This window comes from Ureibacillus aquaedulcis (genome assembly GCF_030418165.1).
In the GTDB taxonomy this organism is placed as follows: Bacteria; Bacillota; Bacilli; order Bacillales_A; family Planococcaceae; genus Ureibacillus; species Ureibacillus aquaedulcis.
Genome location: NZ_JAUHTQ010000003.1, coordinates 393799 through 418230, shown reverse-complemented (window position 1 = coordinate 418230; position 24432 = coordinate 393799). Strand labels below are relative to the sequence as shown.

Annotated in this window: 16 protein-coding genes and 10 tRNA genes; 22 read left to right on the top strand and 4 right to left on the bottom strand. The window is 38.3% G+C overall.

Features of this window, described 5'->3' with window-relative positions; translation table 11 throughout:
• Nucleotides 1–21: 21 nt before the first annotated feature.
• The 10 genes from QYB95_RS06835 (at nucleotide 22) to QYB95_RS06790 (ending at nucleotide 981) form a co-directional block, all read left to right on the top strand.
• Nucleotides 22–97 (top strand) — tRNA-Phe (locus QYB95_RS06835).
• An 11-nt stretch (nucleotides 98–108) separates the two neighbouring features.
• A tRNA-Thr gene (locus tag QYB95_RS06830) sits at nucleotides 109–184 on the top strand.
• A 7-nt stretch (nucleotides 185–191) separates the two neighbouring features.
• Nucleotides 192–275: transfer RNA gene (locus tag QYB95_RS06825), tRNA-Tyr, on the top strand.
• Between the two features lie 10 nt (nucleotides 276–285).
• Nucleotides 286–359 (top strand) — tRNA-Trp (locus QYB95_RS06820).
• 29 nt (nucleotides 360–388) lie between these two features.
• A tRNA-His gene (locus QYB95_RS06815) sits at nucleotides 389–464 on the top strand.
• 46 nt (nucleotides 465–510) lie between these two features.
• A tRNA-His gene (locus QYB95_RS06810) sits at nucleotides 511–586 on the top strand.
• A 31-nt stretch (nucleotides 587–617) separates the two neighbouring features.
• Nucleotides 618–692: transfer RNA gene (locus tag QYB95_RS06805), tRNA-Gln, on the top strand.
• Between the two features lie 4 nt (nucleotides 693–696).
• A tRNA-Gly gene (locus tag QYB95_RS06800) sits at nucleotides 697–771 on the top strand.
• A gap of 12 nt (nucleotides 772–783) precedes the next feature.
• Nucleotides 784–857, top strand: a tRNA-Cys gene (locus QYB95_RS06795).
• A 42-nt stretch (nucleotides 858–899) separates the two neighbouring features.
• Nucleotides 900–981, top strand: a tRNA-Leu gene (locus QYB95_RS06790).
• 270 nt (nucleotides 982–1251) lie between these two features.
• On the opposite strand, the gene QYB95_RS06785 is transcribed toward QYB95_RS06790, so the two are convergent.
• Together QYB95_RS06785 and QYB95_RS06780 are read right to left on the bottom strand one after the other, a co-directional pair.
• Nucleotides 1252–2589 carry an Nramp family divalent metal transporter gene (locus QYB95_RS06785; protein ID WP_301137530.1) on the bottom strand — a complete coding sequence of 446 codons (1338 nt, stop codon included), beginning with the start codon at nucleotides 2587–2589 and terminating at the stop codon, nucleotides 1252–1254.
• Nucleotides 2590–2799: 210 nt separating this feature from the next.
• The gene (locus QYB95_RS06780; protein ID WP_301137529.1) at nucleotides 2800–3480 is read right to left on the bottom strand and encodes a GntR family transcriptional regulator; all 681 of its coding nucleotides are present in this window, start codon (nucleotides 3478–3480) and stop codon (nucleotides 2800–2802) included.
• Between the two features lie 590 nt (nucleotides 3481–4070).
• On the opposite strand from QYB95_RS06780, the gene QYB95_RS06775 reads away from it, so the two are divergent.
• Nucleotides 4071–4649: a hypothetical protein gene (locus QYB95_RS06775; protein WP_301137528.1), complete on the top strand. Its 579-nt coding sequence runs from the start codon at nucleotides 4071–4073 to the stop codon at nucleotides 4647–4649.
• Between the two features lie 364 nt (nucleotides 4650–5013).
• Here QYB95_RS06775 and QYB95_RS06770 read toward each other — a convergent pair whose 3' ends face one another.
• Both QYB95_RS06770 and QYB95_RS06765 read right to left on the bottom strand, forming a co-directional pair.
• Nucleotides 5014–7290: a heavy metal translocating P-type ATPase gene (locus tag QYB95_RS06770; protein WP_425609178.1), complete on the bottom strand. Its 2277-nt coding sequence runs from the start codon at nucleotides 7288–7290 to the stop codon at nucleotides 5014–5016.
• Nucleotides 7291–7566: 276 nt separating this feature from the next.
• On the bottom strand, nucleotides 7567–7893 hold the full coding sequence (locus QYB95_RS06765) for an ArsR/SmtB family transcription factor (protein ID WP_301137526.1): 327 nt from the start codon (nucleotides 7891–7893) through the stop codon (nucleotides 7567–7569).
• 308 nt (nucleotides 7894–8201) lie between these two features.
• Here QYB95_RS06765 and QYB95_RS06760 point away from each other — a divergent pair, with 308 nt between their 5' ends.
• The 11 genes from QYB95_RS06760 (at nucleotide 8202) to QYB95_RS06710 (ending at nucleotide 24369) form a co-directional block, all read left to right on the top strand.
• Nucleotides 8202–9179 (top strand): arsenic resistance protein, encoded by a 978-nt coding sequence (locus QYB95_RS06760; RefSeq protein ID WP_301137525.1) that lies wholly within the window; start codon nucleotides 8202–8204, stop codon nucleotides 9177–9179.
• A 262-nt stretch (nucleotides 9180–9441) separates the two neighbouring features.
• Nucleotides 9442–9762, top strand: a complete 321-nt coding sequence (locus tag QYB95_RS06755; protein ID WP_301137524.1) for a metal-sensitive transcriptional regulator — start codon at nucleotides 9442–9444, stop codon at nucleotides 9760–9762.
• A gap of 66 nt (nucleotides 9763–9828) precedes the next feature.
• Nucleotides 9829–10035, top strand: a complete 207-nt coding sequence (gene copZ, locus QYB95_RS06750) for a copper chaperone CopZ (protein WP_301137523.1) — start codon at nucleotides 9829–9831, stop codon at nucleotides 10033–10035.
• Between the two features lie 75 nt (nucleotides 10036–10110).
• Nucleotides 10111–12333 (top strand): heavy metal translocating P-type ATPase, encoded by a 2223-nt coding sequence (locus tag QYB95_RS06745; protein WP_301137522.1) that lies wholly within the window; start codon nucleotides 10111–10113, stop codon nucleotides 12331–12333.
• 106 nt (nucleotides 12334–12439) lie between these two features.
• On the top strand, nucleotides 12440–13060 hold the full coding sequence (locus QYB95_RS06740) for an NAD(P)/FAD-dependent oxidoreductase (protein WP_301137521.1): 621 nt from the start codon (nucleotides 12440–12442) through the stop codon (nucleotides 13058–13060).
• Nucleotides 13061–13085: 25 nt separating this feature from the next.
• Nucleotides 13086–14507, top strand: a complete 1422-nt coding sequence (locus tag QYB95_RS06735) for an MFS transporter (RefSeq protein ID WP_301137520.1) — start codon at nucleotides 13086–13088, stop codon at nucleotides 14505–14507.
• A gap of 317 nt (nucleotides 14508–14824) precedes the next feature.
• Nucleotides 14825–16588, top strand: a complete 1764-nt coding sequence (locus QYB95_RS06730) for a methyl-accepting chemotaxis protein (protein WP_301137519.1) — start codon at nucleotides 14825–14827, stop codon at nucleotides 16586–16588.
• Between the two features lie 257 nt (nucleotides 16589–16845).
• Nucleotides 16846–17850, top strand: coding sequence for an LLM class flavin-dependent oxidoreductase (locus QYB95_RS06725; protein ID WP_301137518.1), 1005 nt, complete (start codon nucleotides 16846–16848; stop codon nucleotides 17848–17850).
• Nucleotides 17851–18117: 267 nt separating this feature from the next.
• The gene (locus tag QYB95_RS06720; protein ID WP_301137517.1) at nucleotides 18118–18549 is read left to right on the top strand and encodes an OsmC family protein; all 432 of its coding nucleotides are present in this window, start codon (nucleotides 18118–18120) and stop codon (nucleotides 18547–18549) included.
• A gap of 662 nt (nucleotides 18550–19211) precedes the next feature.
• Nucleotides 19212–20927, top strand: coding sequence for a methyl-accepting chemotaxis protein (locus tag QYB95_RS06715; protein ID WP_301137516.1), 1716 nt, complete (start codon nucleotides 19212–19214; stop codon nucleotides 20925–20927).
• Nucleotides 20928–21159: 232 nt separating this feature from the next.
• Nucleotides 21160–24369, top strand: coding sequence for a DEAD/DEAH box helicase (locus QYB95_RS06710; protein WP_301137515.1), 3210 nt, complete (start codon nucleotides 21160–21162; stop codon nucleotides 24367–24369).
• The last annotated feature ends 63 nt before the right edge of the window (nucleotides 24370–24432 follow it).

Here is a 24432-nt window from a genome sequence, read left to right as displayed (position 1 = left end):
TCTTGAAAATTTATAACATATGGGTCAGTAGCTCAGTTGGTAGAGCATTAGATTGAAGCTCTAAGTGTCGGCGGTTCGATTCCGTCCTGACCCACCATATAGATAAATGCCGGTGTAGCTCAGTTGGTAGAGCAACTGACTTGTAATCAGTAGGTCGAGGGTTCGACTCCTTTCGCCGGCACCATTTATCTGGAGGGGTAGCGAAGTGGCTAAACGCGGCGGACTGTAAATCCGCTCCTTCGGGTTCGGCGGTTCGAATCCGTCCCCCTCCACCATTCCTTTTATAGGGGCATAGTTTAAAGGTAGAACTACGGTCTCCAAAACCGTCAGTGTGGGTTCGATTCCTACTGCCCCTGCCAATTTTTTGATTTAAAGATAAGTGATTATGGCGATTGTGGCGAAGTGGTTAACGCACCGGATTGTGGTTCCGGCATTCGTGGGTTCGATTCCCATCAGTCGCCCCATTCAACGAATAAAATCATTAAACAAATCATATATACTAATATAATGGCGATTGTGGCGAAGTGGTTAACGCACCGGATTGTGGTTCCGGCATTCGTGGGTTCGATTCCCATCAGTCGCCCCATTATAACAAAATTACTTTCATCTTAAAATATTGGGGTATAGCCAAGCGGTAAGGCAACGGATTTTGATTCCGTCATGCCCAGGTTCGAATCCTGGTACCCCAGCCATTTTGCGGAAGTAGTTCAGTGGTAGAACACCACCTTGCCAAGGTGGGGGTCGCGGGTTCGAACCCCGTCTTCCGCTCCAAATACAAGTAATGGCGGCATAGCCAAGTGGTAAGGCACAGGTCTGCAACACCTTTATCACCGGTTCAAATCCGGTTGCCGCCTCCAATTTACTGATCGGGATTACCGATTTTTTTTATAATTTTATATGCCGGTGTGGCGGAATTGGCAGACGCGCACGACTCAAAATCGTGTTCCTTCTGGAGTGTCGGTTCGACCCCGACCACCGGTATCAACTAAACTTCAACTTCGGTTGGAGTTTTTTTATTTGCCTCCATACAACCAAAAAGCTACTAAAAATGTAACCCGTGTCGCAAGATATCAAGCCAACTTAATTAAAGTTCCTATTTAAATTTAAAAGAAAGGGGTATAATAATAAAAGAAAGCTACTTTACTAAGTAACTTTCTTTTTGAAGTATATTTTATTAGGCTAGGTGGGTTCTTCCCATTTAGCCCTTTTTCTATTTTTTTTTCAATAGGCCAGCTATGCTATGCTTTTTAACTAGAAAAATCCTATCACTAATTTAATTGAAGACCAGATTGCCAGCATTGTTGTTGCTGCTAGTATAATATTCTCCATCCAGTTATTTGTGGAGTTATTTAGATACGCTTTTTTGTTTGAAATAATTAATAGCCCTATTGATATGGCAGGTAGTGCGATTACATATAAAACGTTTACAAATACAACTAATGAAACGAAACCAGGCATGTTAGGTAGTGACCAAATTAACGGAGTTACTAGGATGAAGAGACTAATCCATTTGAAAAGGGGGTCCTTCTCGGATTTTACTGCATATTTGTCTTCTCTTCCATTTTTAATAATTTGAATGCAGCTAATCGAGATCTTTGGAAACCCAATCGCATGCCCGATTACACTACTGTATAAAACACCAAAAGCACCTAAATAGAAAATGGTAGATCCGATTGTCCCTAAATGTAATTCCAGAGCCATTGCGATATCATTTAAACTTGTTACCTCAATATTATTAGGCTTTAATATTTCTGCACCAACCACCCAAACGGCTAGATTAATAACAACCCCCATACAGATCCCGAATAAGAGGTCATTTCGTTGGATTTTTTTATGCTCGGGACCAATCCATCCACGTTCCTTAATAAAGTAGCCATAAAGGAAGTTGCCCAAAGAGCCTGCAACTGCACCAACAAGAGACATAGCTACTAATAATGTACCGTAAGCACCTGTGTCTTCAGGTAAACCAAATCCGATGGTACCTCTAACAATTTCGGAAGCATCTGGTTGTGAATAGATAGCTAACCCAATAAATGCAGCAGTCATGATTGCCAGTAAAATTTTCATTACAAGCTCAAGTTTTTTGTAGATATTTCTTCCCAAGATAAACAAGCTTATCAGAACTACAAAAACCGACCACATAAACGGAGAGCCAAAGTTAAAAATCCAAGCTAATACTTCTCCGGATCCTTTAATCATATATGAGTTTACTAGATGTCCCATAATAATTGCAGCAAACGCGAAAAAGTATGGATACAGCTTATGCAATCTACTGAATGCCTCTAAGAGCGTCATATTTTCGGTGTTGCATAATTCAAACCTGGCCATGATATTAACAATAACGAAGCGAATGATTAATGCTAACGCCAACACCCACATCAATGAATAACCATAATGGGATCCAGCCACGGATGCGTCGACAAGGTCTCCGGCCCCCATCCATGTTAGGACAACTACAATACCGGGACCATAAGATTTAATGGTTTTAATAAACGATTGCTTTTCCTTTCCGTTTCCGTTTCCGTTTCCCGTTCCCTGATCCTCCGGTATGTTCAGGCCTACCTTATAATCATCTTTTTTTGTTGTCAATAAAAACAACCTCCTTAACCAATTGGTTCAGTGTTATCAGGATTAGTGCAGGAGTAATTAAGTCAGACGATTTCATGGTGAGATTAAAGTGTAATAGTCATTATAGCTCAAGGAAGAAAGATACTAACCCCGAATAATAAAACGCTTACATTTCTGAATTGAAATAATGTGCTCAGTCATTGACCACCCCCTTAAAGTATCGATTTGGCATTACCACTTTTCTAGAACACTTTCTGCAGAACGAAGGATATGCATCTTCATTCGTTCCTCGGCCAACTCTGGGTTGCGTTCTTTAATCGCTTCAAAAATTGATCTATGCTCCTTATAGCCTTCTTCTATTTCTTCTGAATACTTATAGGTTCGATCACGGAATGCATTATCGAAGGAAACAACATTCATTACCATCTGGAAAATAATCATATTTTCTCCAGCTTCACGGATTAGCATATGGAAATTTGTATTTTCTTCTTTTAATCTTTCGATAGAATTGCTTTTGACAAGCTGCTCCATCAAATTGATTTGTTTTTCAAGTTCATTGATTTGCTCTTCGTTCATTTTTATGGTTGCTAATCTCGCAAGTAAACTTTCTAAACTGGCTTTTAGCATTAATATTTCCTTAATGGATGTGTTGACCATTTGGGAGACAAACGTTCCTTTTCGGGGCTTCGTTTCCACTAACCCTTCATGACTCAGAATCCTTAAGGCTTCCTTAATGGGTGTAGTACTTGTTCCCATATGATCTGCAAGCTCTCTTTCTTTAAGCTGTTGACCTGGTTCAAGTTCCCCTGAAATAATCGCTTTTCGAATTGATTCCAGAACTAGCTCCCTTAAGGGTTTTACATACTCGGGCTTTATGCCAAAACTTATATCTGAACTCTTAATCCCAGTCATAACGCCATACCTCCGAACTGTTTTATGACATGTTCCTGTTAGTGATGTGTGATATATCAGATTAGTTTTAGTTTAATTGACTCAAATTAAGTCGTCAATAACTTTTTTGAAAATTCAGAAAGGAACTGAAGCACGTATTGATTTTTATAATTAGTTAGCTTATAGTAGTTATTTTAACTGGAAGTGCCTTATCAAAGGTTTGATAATTAAAGGTATAATACTAAAAATTGTATGTATAAAATGGATTATACATTTCGTTAATTACAGAGGAAATAAGCGATGTCAAAGCTTAATAATAGAAGTAGGCATTCAATATAATCACTATGAAATGAAGTAGATAGGGGATATCACATGTTGGTGTAGTATTAAAAGTATTAGAGGTTATTATATAATGTGTAAAACACTAGGTGTACACCCTCCCATCTATACTGTTAGCCTGATTAACAAATCATTGCATTATAAATGATTTAGGCACAAAGCTTTGTACGGCACTAGAACAAAGGAACTGTTCTGAGATTTACTGTTGACTTGAAACCTAAGTCACTTAATAATTGAAAGGGAATATATAATAGGAGAGGAATTTACTGGCAATGGGCGGTCCGTTTCATCGACTAAAAGTAACAAGAATTTTTAAAATGGTTATTGTGTTTTTAATTTTATATTTTTATCTGCGGTCAAAATACAACATGTTTTTTCATCACGGTATGCTTATCACAACCGCACCTATATTAGTTCCGTTATTATTTTATCCTATTTACACTTTATATCAAAAAAGGAAAGTTTCCGAATATATTAAAAATAATTATAACCAAACCAGCAAGTTTATCGTCACGGCATTTGATAAGGGCTCTCGTTTCGGTTACTTAGCCCTTACCGACGACACTTTATACTTTGTTCCAAAAAAGGGAGATATCAAAGTACACCCTTATCATTCCTTTGACAGCTACGGTTATAAGTCAATAGGTCTGGGGCAGTATGAAGGTACTATAAGCAATATCGGATTAGGGATGAAAAAGGCTTCGATTCAAGAAAATAAATCTCCCATTTTTTATATAGAATCTTTGGATGGCAATACTTATTATTGGCATGTGAAAAAGAACAAACTTACCTTTGAGCAATATAGAAAAATTAACGGGTATCAAAGCAATACAAGAAAAGCAAACTTCTAGAAAAGTAGAATACATGTATAATTTCTAAGGGCACAACTAATAGTTTAATATTTTAACTTATTTTGTATGGCATAACTTCCGTTTCTCAAAGCAGGGGAACGGTTTTTTTGTTCTTTTGAGTTAGTTATGTTAATAAGGATCATCTAATGGTATGAACTAATGGTATATAGAAAAGGTGGAAATAATGCAGTAACAAGACATTAAGACAATTAAGTATGAGCTGAAGAACTAAATATGCCATTAAATCTTTTGAACCCGGCGAAAATTTGGGGCTTTTACGGACCTTCTTAAATATTAAATATGATTAAGATCAGGGAAAGAGAAAAAATGAGATGTCTCCATCACGAAACATCTCATCCACTAATTATTCTTTAAATTTGAGTAGCCTTATTGAATTTAAGATAACGATTAATGCAGCTCCTGTATCGCTCAGCACGGCCATCCAAAGTGTCAAGTATCCAGGGAAGATCAATACCAGTGCAGCAGCCTTTATTATGATGGAGAACCATATATTTTGTTTGATGATCATTAAGGCTTTTCGGCTCAGCTTCATTGTGTGAGGGAGTTTATCAAGATTGTCGGCCATCAACACGATGTCTGCCGTTTCCATCGCTGTATCTGTCCCGGCCCCGCCCATTGCAATTCCTAGCTCTGCTGTTGCGAGCGCAGGAGCATCGTTGATCCCGTCTCCTACCATTGCCACCTTATGGCCTTCATTTTGCAACTTCTTGATAGCAGATACTTTATCCTCTGGTAATAGTTCCGTAAAATAGCGATTGACATTGGCTTGTGAAGCAATCAATTTTGCTGTTCCTACATTATCCCCGGTCAACATGACCGTTTGTTTCACGCCGCTTAGCTCTAATGCATTTAAAGCTGATACGGTAGTTTCCCGGATTGTATCGGAAACTGCAATTATTCCGATAAGTTTCGCCTGTGAACCAATAATTACGACAGATTTTCCATTACTTTGGATTTCTTGAATATAATCCTTCACATTTTCTAAAGAAATATTAAGATCCTCATATAACTTTACATTGCCTGCATAATGGAATTCATCTTGAATGGTTGCTTGAACACCTTTACCCACAATATTTTTGAATGAACTTCCACTATAGGGCCGTATTTCTTTTTCGTTCACATAGTCAATAATCGATTTAGCGATTGGATGTGTTGAATATTCTTCTAGAGTTAAAGCGATTGATAGTAACTCTTCTTCTGAGCCATGGATTGTTTTTACTTCAGTCACTTTAGGCTTTCCTTCAGTTAAAGTACCCGTTTTATCGAATGCAATGGCCGTAATGGCACCAGCCTTTTCCAGGAAAGTACCGCCTTTAATTAAGACACCATTCTTTGCGGCATTCCCTATTGCTGATACTATGGCAACAGGAGTAGAAATAACTAAAGCACAAGGACAAGCGACAACTAGTAATTCTAGACCTTTATAAAACCATTCTTCAAAACTACCAAAACCAAGTAGGGGAGGCAGCACCATAATACCCAGCGCCAATATAAATACAATTGGTGTATAGATACCTGCGAATTTATCTACAAATGCTTCTGTGGGGGCTTTTTGTTCTTGTGCTTCTTCAACAAGGTTAATTATTTTCGAAATCGTTGTATCTTCAACTAACTTTGTCACTTTAATTTCAAGAGAACCATGTTCATTAATTGTACCTGCATATACGGGATCACCAAGAGCTTTATCTACTGGAATAGATTCACCTGTAATCGGTGCCTGATTAATGCTCGATTCCCCGAGTATGATTTCTCCGTCGAGAGGAATTTTTTCTCCTGGTTTGACAACGATTGTGTCACCGACACTTACTTCTTCAACGGGCTTTTTAAAAATCTCATTTCCCATTTTAAGCCATGCTTCGGCAGGTGCTAAATCCATAAGATTACGAATGGAATCCCTAGTTCGTTCAATCGATTTAGTTTGAAGGTAGTTGCCGACTGCAAATAACCATACGACCGTTGCACCTTCCAGCCATTCACCAATCAGGGCAGCCCCGACTGCAGCTGCTGACATAAGCACATTCATATCAAGCGAGCGACTTTTGATTGCATAGAATGCACTTTTTGCAGGTTTAAATCCACTCATTACTATAGCGATGGCATAAAGCATTGATGAGATTATCGGAGAAATTTCATTCACTGAGCTAACATAACCAAATGCAATCAATACTCCGGATAAAATGACTAAATTCATCTCTTTTTTAGGTTTCTGTATGGTTTGCTTATTTTGCTTTAACTGTATTGCAGCTTTGTAACCAATCTTGGAGACTTCAGAAAGAATGTCATCAATACTGCTTGAATGTTCGATTTTCATTTTGCCGGTAGAGAAATTAACACTAACGGTTTGAACAGATGGCAGGGTATTCAAGTGATTTTCAATACTCTTTGCACAACTGCTGCAATCCATTCCTTCTATCGTGTAGGTTTTCATAGTTTTACTTTGATTTAAAGGCTCAGCGGCGTAGCCAAGTTTTTGAATTTCCGCTTCAATTGGCATTAAAGCATCAGGATTGCTTGCTGCTATTTGCATTTTTGCTGTACTGAAATTTACCTTTACTTCTACTATATCTTTCAGTTTGCCTAATCCTTTTTCAATGGTTGCTGCACATGCGGAACAATCCATTCCATTCACTCTATATGTCCTCTTTTCGACAGAAGAAATTGAATTGGTAGGGATTCCATTTTGTGGTTGTTCTTTACTGTTGCAGCAACTTGTGTTTTTTGTCCCTGAATCTATGTCCTGTGTTGAACTACAACAACTTACCTCGTCCTCATTATACCCGTTAGTGGAACAGCAACTCGATTTTTCGGGTTTAACAGTAGAACTACAGCAACTATTTTCTGTAGGTTGAACTTCATTATTTTTGCTACAACATTGTTCGGCCAAAGTAATCTCCCCCTAATCCATATGACGATCACAACAAGCAACGTCATTTTCTACATCTTCCAGTACGACATCAAACATAGATAAAAGATCTCGAATATGTTGATTGCGCAAGCTATAATACATGTATTTTCCTTCATTTCTGCCCACGATAATCCCACAACCTTTTAAACAAGCGAGATGCTGTGAAATGTTCGACTGATTTCCTTTTGTTTCTTCAATAATTTGAGAAACAGTTTTTTCTTCTTCTTTAATGCATTCAAGAATCTGCATTCGGGTTTTATTAGAAAAACCGTGAATTAGTTTCATCTTTGTATCGAAATTGGCTGTGTGCTGTTTCATTATTTAACTCCTCTCATATTAGTGTGGACTAATATGTATTATTGTTATCATATTAGTATTTACTAATATGTGTGTCAATAATATTTTGAAAAAATTTGAAAATTATAAACTCATTGTCTAGGAGGGAATGTGGTTATTAAGGAAGGACAGATGACAAGTGTGTCCGAGTAAGCCAATACATATGAAATGTAATTGAGATTTTGTAGGTATTGACCATGTTATACTTATGATAACTTTGATTATGTAAGTAGATTTGAAGTTCTTGAAAGAAGTCTTGAAAGAAGCCACATAAGGAAAGGGGGAATAGAGTGAATACCACGAGGGAGAAATTAGAAAATCATCAAATTTGGATATATGTTTTTTCTTTAATTCTTGGAGGAATAATAGGTCTATCTAATAATCATTTAGGAACCGGCCTGGCCTGGACAATCTCGCCGCTCATTGCTGTTCTCATGTATGGGATGTTCGCTCAAATTCCATTTTTGAAATTGCAAGAGTCCATTTCAAACCTTAGATTTATGGGTGCATTGCTCGTAGGAAATTTTATGGCGGTCCCAATTATTGTTTGGATTCTAACATTATTAATTCCGCAATCCACACCGGTATTATTAGGGGTTTGTTTGGTGTTGCTGACACCGTGTATCGATTATGTAATTGTTTTTACCGGGCTGGGTAGGGGAAATGAGAAATTAATGCTGGCTGCTACGCCTATTTTATTTGTAGTGCAAATGATTTTGCTGCCTTTGTACCTCTGGTTATTTATAGGTGAAAATATGGCAGGGATAGTTCGGATAGAGTCGTTTTTAGAAGCCTTTCTCTTACTTATAGTTGCGCCGTTAATAGTAGCCGTAATGACTCAATTATGGGCTAAAAACAACGCATCAGGTAAAAAAGTGTTGGATAATACAGCATGGCTGCCAGTACCATTTATGGCGTTTGTATTAATTGCTGTAGTTGCATCACAAATAGGGAAGGTATATAGTGACTTCCATGTAATTGCACGTGTAATCCCTATCTATATTTTGTTTTTAATAATTACACCCATTATTTCCCGTTTCATCGCCGTTTCATTCAAACTGGAAACGGGGGCAGGGAGAGCGCTGATCTTTAGTACCGGTACACGCAACTCCCTTGTCGTCCTTCCATTGGCGTTGGCATTACCCGAATCCTGGGCATCGGTAGCGGCAGCTGTGATTGTAACACAAACTATTGTGGAGTTAATGGGGGAATTAATCTATATCAAGGCAGTCCCTAATTTGATATTAAAAGATGCTTCCAAGAAATAAATTGGGCAAGCTGTTGCACCTAAGCTATTTAAGGAAGCAACTATTACAGCACGCATTTTTGTTAATTCGTAAATTGTAATGATTTCGTAAGTACGTATTTAGAATAGAATTATGAAAATGGATAACTCTAATCATGATAGTCAACAAGCCGTGTCTCCGCTTAAATTATTGATTTGTACTTGCTCTTTATGAAGAAAAACTTTTCTCTTTACATACCACACAGGGGTATGGTAGTATGAAAACATGTTAGGAGGTTGAACTGATGGAAGAAGCAGTTTTCGATGTAAATAATGTGTCGTGTTCCCGAAAAAGTCATCATCCAGAGCGCGTAAAAAAGGATTTAACTACAAGACTTAACAGGATTGAAGGACAAATTCGAGGCATTAAAGGGATGATCGAGAAAGACGTGTACTGTGATGATGTTATTACACAACTTTCTGCCACACAATCTGCATTAAATAGTGTAGCTAAAATTCTTTTAGAGGGTCACTTAAAAGGCTGTGTCGTAGATCGTCTTTCAGAAGGTGATGAAGCGGTACTTGATGAATTGGTTGTAACCATCCAAAAACTAATGAAAAAATAATTTAACTGAGCAATATGTTGCTCATTAGCGTAGATGCTTAAAAATTAAAAACAAGGGGAGAATATTATGCAAAACGTAACTTTAAATGTCCAAGGTATGTCATGCGGTCATTGTGTAAAAGCTGTAGAAGGAAGTGTTGGTGAATTAGAAGGAGTAAACGGAGTAGCTGTTAAATTAGACGAAGCTTTGGTTGATGTATCCTTTAATGAGTCACAAATCACGCTGGATAAAATTAAAGAGACAATTGAAGAACAAGGATATGACGTAGTATAAGAGTGCTATTGCAGCACTCTCTTATTTTCATAAAAATATACCCTATATAGGTATTGGATAGAGGTGGAAACAAATATGAGTACAGAAACTAGCAAAATAAAAGAAGCGAGCCTTCAAATTACTGGTATGACTTGTGCGGCATGTGCGACACGAATAGAAAAAGGGCTTAATAAAATGGAAGGTGTCGACGTAGCATCTGTCAATTTAGCTCTTGAAAAAGCAACGATTGAGTTTAATCCATCGGAAGTAACGATTTCAGATATTATTGCAAAAGTAGAAAAGCTTGGTTATGGTGCACACCAAAAGCAAGAGGATAGAGAACAAGCCGACCACCGCGAGAAGCACATTAAAGATCAACAACGGAAATTTATCATTTCTGCAATTCTTTCGTTGCCATTGTTATGGACGATGGTTGGTCACTTTTCATTTACATCGTTTTTATATGTACCAGAGTTCCTAATGAATCCATGGGTGCAATTGATATTGGCAACACCGGTGCAATTTATCATCGGGAAACAGTTTTATGTAGGTGCTTATAAAGCCCTAAGAAATGGCAGTGCCAATATGGATGTGCTGGTTGTCATGGGTACATCAGCCGCGTATTTTTACAGTCTTTATCAAGCAATTGTAACAGCAGGAACGCACCACGGGCCACATCTGTATTTTGAAACGAGTGCTGTTCTGATTACCCTGATTCTTTTAGGGAAATTATTCGAGGCAAAAGCAAAAGGTCGTTCATCTGAAGCCATTAAGAAACTGATGGGGCTTCAAGCGAAAACAGCCATCGTTGTACGTGATGGAGTGGAAAAAGAAGTACCGCTGGAAGAAGTAGTCATTGGTGATACGATACTTGTAAAACCGGGCGAAAAAATTCCGGTTGATGGTGAAGTAGCAGAAGGAACAACAGCTGTTGATGAATCCATGCTGACAGGTGAAAGTTTACCAGTGGATAAAAAGAGTGGGGATGTATTATACGGCTCTACCATTAATAAAAATGGCTTCATCAAAATGACAGCTACAAAAGTGGGGCGTGATACTGCATTAGCCCAAATTATAAAAGTGGTAGAAGATGCCCAAGGTTCTAAAGCGCCAATTCAGCGTATGGCGGACCAAATCTCAGGTATTTTCGTACCGATCGTAGTGGGGATTGCCATCCTTACCTTCCTCGTTTGGATTATTTGGGTTCATCCAGGTGAATTTACACCTGCACTTGAAGTGTTAATAGCGGTACTTGTCATTGCTTGTCCATGTGCACTTGGTTTAGCTACACCAACTTCCATTATGGCAGGTTCGGGCCGTGCAGCAGAATTTGGTATTCTGTTCAAAGGCGGCGAGCATTTAGAGCAAACACAAAGCATTGACACAGTAGTAGTCGATAAAACCGGTACTGTTACTCATGGTAAACCTGTCTTGACTGATGTACTGGTAGCAGAAGGCAAGGATGAACAAAACTTCTTGTCGCTGATTGGTGCAGCAGAAAAGCAATCAGAGCACCCATTGGCACAAGCAATCGTCCAAGGGATCCAGGAGAAAGGCATTGAACTTGGCAAGATTCAATTTTTTGAAGCAATTCCAGGCTACGGTGTGCAAGCGACAATCTCAGGCCAAGGCGTGATTATTGGTACACGTAAACTTATGCAACAATATGGAATTGATATTACAGCGGTCCTTCCAGTAATGGAGGAATTGGAGAAGAACGGTAAAACGGCAATGCTGGCTGGAATCAATGGCCAATATGCAGGGATGGTTGCGGTAGCAGATACTATTAAAGATACCTCTCGTGAAGCGGTACGCCGATTACAAGATATGGGCATCAAGGTAATCATGATGACTGGGGATAATGAACGTACTGCTCAAGCAATCGGTAAAGAGGTAGGCGTCGATGAAGTGATTGCGGAAGTGCTTCCTGAAGGGAAAGCAGAAGAAGTTAAAAAACTGCAAGAACAAGGTAAAAAGGTAGCGATGGTTGGCGATGGCATCAATGATGCACCCGCACTAGCTACAGCTGATATTGGCATGGCCATCGGTACAGGTACAGATGTTGCAATGGAGGCAGCGGATATTACACTTATTCGAGGCGATTTAAATAGCATTGCCGATGCGATTTTAATGAGTCGCAAAACGATGCGCAATATTAAGCAAAATCTATTCTGGGCATTTGCCTATAATACTGTCGGGATTCCAATTGCCGCAGCAGGTTTCCTTGCACCATGGGTTGCTGGTGCAGCGATGGCATTCAGTTCCGTGTCGGTCGTATTAAATGCCTTGCGTTTACAGAGAGTAAAATTAAACAAATAAAAATATAATGACATGACCTGTCACTAGTTCTAGTGGCAGGTATGAATTTTGAGAATTATATACCTAACCACCGTATAGTAAATGAATATGAAGGAGAAAAACTTCTATGGAAGAAAGCGTTAAAAAAGTAAAAATCGCTATTAATGGGGGAATCGGGTTTGGGGCAAAACTCAATTCAAAACAACTCATGACGATTTCAAAATATATGAATGAAGACGAGGAAATTGAGTTAACTACTTTCCAACAACTTTATATAGAAATCCTTGAAGATAGAAAAGAAGAAATCATAGCAGAATTCCAAAGTGTTGGATTGTCGTGCTATCCAGTGGGGAACTTCGTAAAAAGCTTGAGAACCTGTAATTTTTGCAAAGGCGAATTAGAGGAAGGAATGCCGGTTGCAAAAGAGTTAAATCGCCGTACTGCCGGGAGAGCTGTGCCATTCACTGTAAGAGTTGCCTATACAGGTTGTCCTATTGGTTGTGGCGAGCCTATGTTGAGCGATATAGGAGTGATGAAAATTCGGGATCATTACAATTTATATGTTGGAGGAAAAGCGAAAGGGAAAGACGCGGAGGTCGGGTTCTTGCTGAGCGAAAATTTAACGCCGGAGGAACTGTATGAAACGGTAGAAAAAATCATTGATGTCTATGCCGAAATGGGGAAAAAGCGGGAGCCGCTCCATAAATTTATAAAACGAATCGGCAGAGGGCAATTATTAAACAATTAATCGATAAATAGGGGGCAATTCATATATGTCAGCAAATTTAAATACAAACCTGCAGCCTAATCGAAAGCGCTGGAAAGCCCTTATTTTATTATGCTTCGCAAATTTCCTCGTAATGATGGATAGCGCGATTGTTCAAGTTGCATTGCCTGCTATTAAAAGTGACGTAGGCTATACAGAAGCAAACTTGCAATGGGTCATGAACGCCTTTCTCATTTTGTTTGGGGGGCTGCTGCTATTAGGGGGAAGATTAGCCGATTTATTTGGTCACCGACGTATTTTTATGTGGGGGGTTTCGATTTTAACGGTTTCATCCCTATTTGCCGGTTTAGCATGGAATGAAATGTCTCTTAATGTTTCACGAGCAGTACAAGGTGCTGGTTCTGCCTTGATTGCACCAGCTGCGCTTTCCATTATCATGATTTTGTTTAGTGGGGATAAAAAGGAAATGGGTAAGGCGCTAGCGTTCTGGGGTCTTTCCGGAGCAGCGGGCGGTTCACTTGGTATTGTCCTTGGAGGTGTCCTAACACAGTTGCTTAGCTGGAGGTGGACGTTATTATTCTACGTACCAGTTGGTATACTAGTCTTGGTATTGGCGCCAAAATTGCTGGAAAAAGGCACTAAGAAAAGCGGTAAAATCGATTATGCTGGTGCTCTTTCTGTTACAGCATCCCTGGTCTTGATTGTATACGGAATCGTAACGGCCGAGCAAAATGGCTGGCAATCACTCTCTACTCTATTGCCATTAATAATCGGAGCTATTTTATTCGTTATCTTCATCCTTATGCAAGCGTTTAGAAAAGAACCCCTTATGCCACTTGGTATTTTCAAGACACCAAACTTGGCGGCAGGGAATGTTTCACTCATCTTGCTATCAGTAGCTTGGTTCCCATTGATTTATTTCCTGATTCTATATTTACAGCAGGTAATGAAATTTGAGCCGTTTATGGCCGCAATGGGCATGTTGCCAGGTCCGATTCTAATTGCTATCTTTATGATTGTTTTAGCAGAAAAAGTGATGGCAAAGCTCGGCATGAAAATTACGATGGCTTTCGGATTTGTTATACTCGGAATTGCAGGGCTCTTATTTTCCGGAAATACAACGTATGGAAGCTATTGGATTGACGTATTCATCCCTCTTCTGCTAGCCGCCCTCGGTAATGCTTTAGCTTATCTCCCTGCAACTACGGCAGCGGTATCCGAAGCTAAGGAACAAGAGTCCGGTCTTGCATCTGGTTTATATAACACAACATATCAGGTCGGATCGGCAGTCGGTTTAGCTATCTTAGTATCCATCGCAGCTGCAACTTCAGCCGCGAGTACAGAAACGTCGTTGGCCGCTCTGAACGAAGGGTACCAACAAGCTTTCTTCTGGGGAGGAATCGCTGCTTTTGTAGGTGCAATCTTGGCACTTCTGTTTATACGCTCTAAAGTAGGGGCAAGCAAATAGTTCAAAATAAATTTGTCCCACGTTCTGTAGGATTAAAAAGGAATATAACACTCACAAATTTTGTTGGATCAAGGTTTGTGAGTGTTTTTTATTTTAATGGAAATATGGTGGGAAACATAAGATCCTTTGGAAAATTCATAATCCAAAATACATAGACCAAACTTTTTAATCCTATTTTATTAGATAATTATGATATTTTTGCCAATTATAAAATACTTAAATCATATTGACTATTTTATGTGAATTCTGTAATTTTAATATATTATTTCCAAATAACTAGTCAAAAATTTAAAAAATACCCATCAGGATGTGAAAAAATGTTTAGAAAGAGCTCGATAGCAACTAAATTATCTGCTTTATTAGCTTTGCCAGTTATTACTTTGGTCCTAGTAATAACATTTATACTGATTTCCGGAAAAAGTAGTACCGATGGACTAATTGATACTATTTATCAGGATGCATACATATCATCAACTCAATTGATTCACGCGGACAGGGATTTATATCAAGCAAATAATTCACTAAACTCCATGATACTTAGTGAAGATGATACGGAGTTTCAGGCAGCACTTGAGGACTTTAATGGAAATATGAAGGAAATTAAGGATCGAATAAAGAGTACCAAGGAAAACTATGAAAGTAATGAGATATATGGAACACTAAAAAATCCCGAAACAGGATTAACCCTGGAGGATAACTTCGATAACTTTGAAACTTTCTTTTCACAGTGGGAAAACGAAACAACTGATCTTATTGATCAAATTCAGGCAACACCAATAGCTGGAAGAAGCCAATTGGAACAACAAAGTAAAGCAAATATGAGTATATTCCTTGAGGCAAGGAATAGTCTCGATCAGCTTGGTGACATCTCTGATGTTTATGCAGAAGACGAAGTTGTGAAATTTGAAGAAGAGTATAAAAAGATGTTCCTATTTAGTATAGGAATTGCTGTCATAATCATTGTTCTGATTATAGCTATTGGAACATTGTTTATCATTCGGACAATTAAAAGAATAAAGCAGTTAGTTACAGTAACTACTAAAATTTCTGAGGGAGACCTTACAACTTCAGCATTGGAAATTGGTGCAAGAGATGAATTGGGTCAGTTAACGGAGTCTGTCAATATAATGAATGAAAACTTGAATAATCTTGTCCGTTCACTTGACGATTCGGTTATACAAGTTGTTGAGTCATCTGTTAGTATGAGTGCAATTTCTGAAGAGGTAGCCGCGTCAGTAGCCGATATAGTCAATACACTTGATGATATCGCTATGGGAGCTTCTCAAGGGGCACAAGATGCGGAAGTGACAAATGAAAGAACGAGAGAATTATCGGAGCAAATCGAAAAGGTAAAACAAAATGCAACAGAAATGCTTCAGCAATCACAAGAAGCTGACCAAGCAAGCAATAGTGGAATTATGCAGATCAATACATTAAAAGATTCTTCGGTAAAGACGAATGAGGTTCTCGGTCAGGTAAGTCAAGTTATTACAACATTAACAACCAAGATACAGGACATCGAAAAGATTATCGACGTGATCAATGATATCTCTAACCAAACAAATCTGCTGGCTTTAAATGCTAGTATTGAGGCTGCTCGTGCAGGAGAACATGGAAAAGGTTTTGCAGTTGTAGCAGAAGAAGTTCGAAAATTGGCAGAGCAGTCCTCACAAGCTACTCATGAAATCAGAACAACAATTCAATTGATTGTAAGTGAGTCAAATAATGCAACAGCAGCTGTTGAAACGACTGAAGCCATTACAACTGAGCAACAAACTGTGGTAAAAGATACAGAGCAAGTTTTTGAAACAATCAATAATTCAATTCGCAATATAGCACAATCGATCCAACACATTAATAACGGGGTATTAAGCATGAATCAATTGCAAAGTGAAGTGCTAAAATCAGTTGACAGTATATCAGCTTTCACTGAAGAATCAGCAGCTTCTACACAACAGATTTCTGCTTCAACGGAAGAACAATTAAAAGGCATCGATGAAGTTGCACAATCCGCTGAAAAATTAAGCGAGTTGAGTGAGAATTTGAAAGTTACTGTTTCCAAATTTAATTACAGCAAGTAATGATATAGTAATATAGAAAAATTATGCCATATACCTAAAAGTCCTTTCCTGGTAATTTTTTAATCGGGAGTAGGGCTTTTAGTTTTTTTAAAACTTATAAAATAAGGTGAATTCGTAAAAAAACTTTATTTTGGCTATGTATTGATTGGTTAAGAAAGTATAACCTTTAGAGCAGAAGATATTAAAAAACGTACATAGTTGCAAGCAATTAGCGCTTACTAGATGTATTTGTAATAATTTAATTTTGAGGTGAAACAATGAAAAAATTTGATATTTCCGCTTTATCCATTGCTCCACTAAGACAAGGAGAAATAATGAAGCAAGGTATAGATTCTGCTGTATCATTAGCTAAATCAGTAGATAAGATGGGCTACAAGCGAATCTGGTTTGCGGAGCATCATAATCACGATGCTTATGCCAGTGCAGCTACCGTGGTAATGGTGCAACATATACTAGCAAACACCGAGGAGATTCGAGTAGGGGCCGGGGGGATTATGCTGCCAAACCATTCCCCATTAGTGGTAGCTGAGCAATTTGGAACACTTGAAACATTATTTCCGAATCGTGTGGATTTAGCATTGGGGCGTGCCCCAGGAACAGATCAAAAAACAGCCGATGTGATTCGTCGATCGAATCATAATGGAGTTTTTTTCTTTGAACGAGAAGTGAAAGATATTTTGCGTTTTGTAGGGGATGAGAACATACAAGGAGAGGTACGTGCTTATCCGGGTGTTGGTACGAATGTACCGTTATATATATTGGGCTCGTCAACGAGTTCAGCCAAAATCGCGGCGAATCTTGGTTTACCTTATGCATTTGGTGCTCAATTTTCACCTAGCGCCATGGAAGAAGCACTTGCTATTTACCGTCAAAATTTTAAACCCTCTCCTTATTTACAAGAGCCTTATGTATTTGCTTGTATTAATGTGATTGCAGCAGATTCAATGGAAGAGGCATTCTTTATTTCAACGAGTCATCTACAAGTATATATCGATATATACACAAATAATCTTAGTAAGCTGATTCCGCCAACTGAAAACTACCTTGAGTCGTTATCCCAATTTGAACTAGAAATTCTTCAGAATAGACTAGGTTATACAATAATGGGTGATGCGGAAACTGTTCGTCATGATTTAATTGAATTCCAAAAGACGTATCAGGTAGATGAAATTATCGTGATGTCCAATATATATGAATCAGAAAAAGAAATTCGCTCATATGAGATTTTAAAACACTTAGTGGATGAGTTGTTTGAGTCATAAGTAGCATGTATGCAGGCAGACTTATGTAGTGGGAGTAAATCAATCTTAAAAAGAAATCCTGAATGTTCATTTATAATCAACTAACTTTTTTGGTTAGCTAATAAAATAGATATGTTCAGTTTGTAAGAAATCAAACCATTCTGTTTTAGGCCTAATGATCAATGCTAAAGGTAATGGTTGACAAATAAGACAATTTTGAATACTCTATTACTAGATAACTAGTTAAATAGTTAAGTTGATTTTGGATTTCATAGGGAGTGAATTGGCATGGCAAATATAAAAACTGTTTGGAATGGTGACGTGAAAGGAAATGGTACAATTCAAGGCAGTGGATTTGAAACAAAGATCGAAATTCCAGTAGAGTTTGGCGGTAATGGGGAAGGTGCAGAACCTAAAGGATTACTTTTAACTTCAGCTGCATCTTGCTATACAATGACCCTTGTCGCTATGATCGAAGCAAGAAAATTACCTGTGGATCAATATACTATGGATTCCGAAATTTCCTATTCAAAAGAAGAAGGATTTAAAATCGTCCATCATCCACAGATGGTACTGGCTGCAGGGGCAACAGAAGAACAAGTGCAATTAGCTAATAGAGCATTCTTGGCCGCAGATAAAGCATGTGCAATCGGAAATCTGTTGAAAAAAGCTGATGTTGGAATCGATATTGAAGGTAAAGTTTCGATTGCATCTGCATAGGATTAATTTCTAAAAAATATGTTGAAGGCTTTGAATTCTTATGAGGTGATATTCTAGCGTCAAACCAAACCATAGAATAATTCCTCTTATTCCGGTTAATCTAAGATTGGCCATGGTTGTGATGCTTGCTGTCGATGTCCAAACTGGATTTCGTCACCGAGCATTAACAGCATTAGCCAAATAAAGATACTTATACGGAGGGGAAAATTATGGTTAAAAATTCGCGTCCTGATAGTAAGAGAAAGATTAAGGAGCAACCAAAAGTTCCGGATGAACAACGTAGAAATAAAGGGTCATCAACGGCTCGCCATAAAAACTAAACCTCATATAAGTATTGGGACAGGGTAATAGTACCCTGTCTTTTTTTTGCTGCAAATTTACCCCTTACGATCGCTGCAATTTGCCACTTGAACAAGCCAATCAAGTTAGTAAATCAATCCTATCATTTCAACAATTGCTCTTTAGCCATTTCCCGGTGCACCATGGGCTGAATGTTTCATGTATCCTAATACTTTCTATATAGAAATCTCTGTTTGTTATGGTAAAAAAGTGTTATATTTGATATATCAGAAAACTATTTGTAGGAAATTAAACTAAATATTGTAATTATTATTAACATTAAGTGCAAAAATTTAATAGATTTCCTCTAGAAGGAGCCCAGTATGAAAAAAACTTTAAAATTCAAGCTGTTACTTACCTTTTCTGGCTTGCTTTTGCTAACTTGTCTGATTATGAGCAGCCTTTTGTTCCGTTCCTCTATGAATTTAGTAAAAGATTCTGTAGGGGAGCAGGTTACAGGTATGGTAGAAAATGTAGTAGAAGTTATTGATTTAGAGAAATACAAAGAGATATCCATTGATTCTGTACAAACAGACTATTATGACGAATTAAGAGAGACATTAAATAGAATAAGGGAAATGAACAATATTACTTACTTGTTTACAATGGCGCGTGAACAAAAGAATGGAGACTATGAATATTATTATGTCGTTGATGGTCTCGATAAGGAAGATGCTTCAGAAGTAGGAGAGGTAGAAGAAAGCGCGGATACTTATAAAGCAATGATGGATGCGTTTGAAACTGGTGAGCCTGAATTTGAAATGACAAGTGATGAATACGGTTCCTTGATTTCCGTTTTTGCTCCTATTAAAGATGAGACGGGAGAAATCATTGGAGTCGTTGGAGCTGATATAGATGCCACTGATGTTTATCATCAAATGGATGATAATAAAACCAGTATAATAGTTACCACACTAGTTATTTTAATCATTGGACTTTTTATTATTTATTTTATAACGGAATATCTTACGAGACCGTTAAAGAAATTAACATCACATGTAGAAGAAATTGGAAAAGGTAATCTGTTGCCGGTTGCCGAAATATCGAAAAGGCAAGATGAAATCGGCGTTGTAACGAATACTTTTGGAAGGATGGTAGATGACCTTCGCAACTTGATTCAAGGCATCCAGTTAAATTCAAGCCAATTACTCGATACTTCCAAAAATTTAATAAGCAATAGTGATAAAGTTAGTGAAGCTAGCAAGTACGTTACAATTTCTGTTCAAAAAGTATCGGAAGGTGCCAGTACTTTATATAATTCTTCTAAAGAGAGTACTATAGCTATTGAACAAATTTCAGGCGGTATTCAACAAGTCTCGGTGGCATCGGAAAATGTATTGGACTTATCAAATCGAAGCTTAAATAACGCAAATGTTGGAAGTGTTGCGATGGATAATGTCATAGACCAAATAAATGTGATCGATAAAACTGTGAAATTGTCGTCCAATGCAATCAATGAATTAAAGAATCAATCCCAAGAGATTTCAACCTTTATCAATCTGATTCAGGATATTTCTAACCAAACAAATCTACTTGCCCTGAATGCTTCGATTGAAGCAGCAAGAGCTGGAGAAAATGGTAAAGGTTTTGCTGTTGTAGCAGATGAAGTGAGAAAGCTTGCAAATCAAACGGAACAAGCTACAGCTAGTATAGTAGATTTGATATCCAACATGAATAGAGGTACGAATCAAACTGTTGAATCGATGTCCCTTGTTTCAAAAAGTGTGGCAAAAGGAATTGAAACTGTTGGTGAAGCCAAAGATTCATTTACCAAAATCGTAACTTCCATTCAAAACGTTGCTTCTTATATAAAAGAAGTTTCGGCAACTTTGGCGGAAATGGCGGCTTCCTCCGAACAATTAGCTAGCTCTGTAGAGGAGTCAACCCAATTTGCTTACCAAACCGCAAACTATACAAAAGAAGTAGTGGAACGATCCGTAAACCAAGAAACTGATGTAAATGAAATCTCAAATACGATTGAACTTTTAACAAATATGTCCCGTGACTTGGATGAATTAATCAAGAAATTCAAACTCTAGGGAAGCAAAAATGTACACAAATCCTTTCGAACTACCTATCGGACCTTCGGAAATAGAAATAGTCGATTTCATATAAAGGTAAAGTAGCCTCATTCTACAAGATGAGGCTATTTTTACGTATACCTACAATCCTCGAACACATTCCAATTCCGTGATAAAATGAAAGTAGAAAACAATAAAATCGGACAAAAATAAGTAGTGGAAAATTCGCTCGAGAAAGGAGCAGCCTAACATGGACATTAGGTTAAATCTAAAAACAATCAAAGATTTATGTGGGACCGTCTCCTTTAAAAGAGGGGACTCTTTTTATCGTGCGGGTAAAGTATTGATTACCAAGCATACCTCACACATATGTGAGGGAATCGTTAAGGGAACAGAAGAATTCCATGTCACAATTAAGAAATCAAAAAATGGGGAATTTCACTCTTCCTGCAGCTGTCCATCATTACCGAACTTTAAACATTCCTGTCAACATACTGCGGCAGTGCTCATTGCACTGTTCGAAATAAAGAAACAAGGGATTTCCTCTAACAATATACATAATGAGCAAACTCAGGAACGCGGATTAACTGATGAGTTTATGACGCTCTTCCTGGAGAAGGCAAGTTTGAAAAGTGGACAGCAGCTTCATTTTGAAAAAAGAGAAGTTATCGATGCTCGTTTTAATGTTAAGCCAATTTTAATTAACAAGGATGAATTCCTGTTTGGTATTGAAGTAGAGGTAAAGTCAGCAAAGGTACAGAACATCCGTCAGTTTTTACAAGATATTCGTGAAGGAAATGCCAGCTATATTTCATCAATAACAAAATATGATCCAACTTTACAATGCTTTTCAGCTGATGTGGATGCATTCATTCAACAGCTAATCCATGTGGCACAAGATGAAAGAGTCTATTTGGAGGTGAAATCGGATGCCGACAGATTTACGGTGAGTGATGACTATTTACTTATACCACCTTCCGCATGGCCAGGTCTCAAACCATTACTTTTAAAAGTTCCCTCCATAACCCTTGAGCAGGAGGATTATTCTTATAGAAGCCTACAATTTCAAAATGGTGTACCTCCTTTAGAATTCCACTTAGTGGAAGATAATCATCGCTTTCAACTCCATATGAAGGGGTTTAACCAACTAACTATTTTGGATGCATACCATGTTGTGATTAGTGGCGGGAAGATTTTTCAATTGGAAGGGCAGGATAGCGAGCGATTAATTCAGCTGAAACAAATGCTCAAAGCGCCAGCAACGAATACCATTCCTATAACGAAAGACCAGATTGATTTTTTTATGAAAAAAGTGGTGCCCGGGCTGAAAAAAATCGGCATTGTGCAGCTGTCCAAAGGGGTAACAGAACGATTTATGAAAACACCCCTGGTCGTCAAGGTTTATTTGGATCGCTTAAAAAACCGTCTTCTTGCAGGACTTGAATTCCATTATGAGAACGTGGTCATCCAACCATTAGAAAATCGTGATACGCCTCTTGGCCCAGCGATTATACGGGATATAAACAAGGAAGAGGAAATTTTGGAGCTGATGGAGGACAGTGGTTTTACGATAACTGAGGGCGGTTATTATATGCAGAATGAGGAATTGGAATATGAGTTTCTTTATCATACTGTTCCAAAGCTTCAAAAACTTGCCCAAATTTATGCAACAACAGCTGTTCGAGTTCGTATTGCAAGAGATAATACGTTCCCAAAAATCCGCGTGAAGGTTCCAAAAGATCGAACAGACTGGCTGGAATTTAAGTTTGAAATGGACGGCATAGCGGACAAGCACATAAAAGAAATACTAAAAGCACTGCAAATCAAGCAAAAGTTCTACCGGCTTCCGAGTGGATCATTGCTTTCATTGGAAACAAGGGAAATGGAAGAAATTCGCCGATTCCTAACCGCTATACCAGCACAGGAAGATGAGTTTGAAGCTAGTTTGAATATGCCAATTCTAGAAGGGCTAAAATTTCTCGACCTGATAGAGGAAAGTGAAGTATTTTCACCTGAAGCATCCTTTAGGCAATTTGTCGATCAATTAATGCATCCGGCTAGTCTGGAGTTTGCTGTCCCGGAAAGCTTAAATCCAATACTAAGGGATTACCAAAAACAAGGCTTTAAATGGATGAAGAAGCTTGCAAGCTACGGATTCGGTGGTGTATTGGCAGATGATATGGGACTTGGAAAAACGCTGCAAAGCATTACATTTATTGTTTCGGAACTAGCGAGTATTCGGGAACAAAGGCAACCAGTTCTAATAATCTGTCCTTCGTCCTTAACTTATAATTGGTTGAATGAAATTGACACCTTTGCACCCCATCTACAAGCAATAGTCATTGATGGGAAAAGGGAAGAAAGAGAAAAGCTCTTGCAAGAAATAAATGAAACGGATATCTTGATCACAAGCTATCCGTTGCTGCGAAGAGATATGAAGTGGTATGAGAAACAATCCTTCCATACTATATTCTTTGATGAGGCTCAGAGCTTTAAAAACCCCAATACCCAGACAGCACGCACAGTGAAAAAGTTAAAAGCGAAAAATCGTTTCGCACTGACTGGTACACCGGTGGAAAATTCACCGGAAGAGCTATGGTCCATTTATCATGTGGTATTCCCGCAGCTATTCAAGGGATTAGAAGAATACAGCCATCTATCCCGAAAGTCAATTGCCCGCCGAGTACGTCCATTCTTGCTTCGTCGCGTTAAATTCGACGTTCTGCCAGAATTGCCGGAAAAGCATGAAACCCTTGAGTTTTCTGAGCTGCTGCCTGATCAAAAGAAGCTTTATACAGCCTTTTTAGCAAAGCTTCGACATGATACCTTAAAGCATCTCGATAAAGAAACTTTCCAAAAGAATCGGATTCGGATTCTGGCAGGCCTGACGAGGTTGCGCCAAATATGCTGTCATCCTGCTTTATTTGTTGATGGTTATAAAGGCAGCTCGGCAAAGTTTGAACAATTGCTGCAAATTCTGGAGGAATCTAGAGCTTCCGCGCGAAGGGTCCTGATTTTCTCTCAATTTACCAAAATGCTGCAGCTTGTCGGAAAAGAATTGACAATGCGTGGGCAAACCTACTTTTATCTTGATGGGCAAACCCCTTCAGAAGAAAGGGTAGATCTCTGTAATCGGTTTAATGATGGCGAACAAGAGGTATTTTTAATTTCACTAAAAGCTGGTGGTACAGGATTAAATTTAACCGGGGCGGATACAGTCATTTTATATGATCTCTGGTGGAATCCGGCTGTAGAGGATCAAGCTGCCGACCGCGCCTATCGAATGGGGCAGAAAAATGATGTGCAGGTAATTAAAATGGTTGCAAAGGGTACAATCGAAGAGAAGATGAATATACTCCAAGCAAAAAAGAGAGACCTTATTTCGGAGATTGTCCATCCTGACCCAAAAATTGCTAGTTCATTGACGGAAGAAGATATAAGAGAAATTTTGATGATATAAAAAACGGTTCCTGGTAGTGGGAACCGTTTCAGACTGTTGACAAACGCTCGCATACTGCGTTGG

Coding starts and splice junctions, on each gene's coding strand:
- QYB95_RS06715 (WP_301137516.1), top strand. CDS start 19,212: ATGAAAAAAACTTTAAAATTCAAGCTGTTACTTACCTTTTCTGGCTTG.
- QYB95_RS06755 (WP_301137524.1), top strand. CDS start 9,442: ATGGAAGAAGCAGTTTTCGATGTAAATAATGTGTCGTGTTCCCGAAAA.
- QYB95_RS06720 (WP_301137517.1), top strand. CDS start 18,118: ATGGCAAATATAAAAACTGTTTGGAATGGTGACGTGAAAGGAAATGGT.
- QYB95_RS06770 (WP_425609178.1), bottom strand. CDS start 7,290: ATGGATTGTTCCGCATGTGCAGCAACCATTGAAAAAGGATTAGGCAAA.
- QYB95_RS06780 (WP_301137529.1), bottom strand. CDS start 3,480: ATGACTGGGATTAAGAGTTCAGATATAAGTTTTGGCATAAAGCCCGAG.
- QYB95_RS06725 (WP_301137518.1), top strand. CDS start 16,846: ATGAAAAAATTTGATATTTCCGCTTTATCCATTGCTCCACTAAGACAA.
- QYB95_RS06775 (WP_301137528.1), top strand. CDS start 4,071: ATGGGCGGTCCGTTTCATCGACTAAAAGTAACAAGAATTTTTAAAATG.
- QYB95_RS06765 (WP_301137526.1), bottom strand. CDS start 7,893: ATGAAACAGCACACAGCCAATTTCGATACAAAGATGAAACTAATTCAC.
- QYB95_RS06710 (WP_301137515.1), top strand. CDS start 21,160: ATGGACATTAGGTTAAATCTAAAAACAATCAAAGATTTATGTGGGACC.
- QYB95_RS06730 (WP_301137519.1), top strand. CDS start 14,825: ATGTTTAGAAAGAGCTCGATAGCAACTAAATTATCTGCTTTATTAGCT.
- copZ (WP_301137523.1), top strand. CDS start 9,829: ATGCAAAACGTAACTTTAAATGTCCAAGGTATGTCATGCGGTCATTGT.
- QYB95_RS06740 (WP_301137521.1), top strand. CDS start 12,440: ATGGAAGAAAGCGTTAAAAAAGTAAAAATCGCTATTAATGGGGGAATC.
- QYB95_RS06735 (WP_301137520.1), top strand. CDS start 13,086: ATGTCAGCAAATTTAAATACAAACCTGCAGCCTAATCGAAAGCGCTGG.
- QYB95_RS06745 (WP_301137522.1), top strand. CDS start 10,111: ATGAGTACAGAAACTAGCAAAATAAAAGAAGCGAGCCTTCAAATTACT.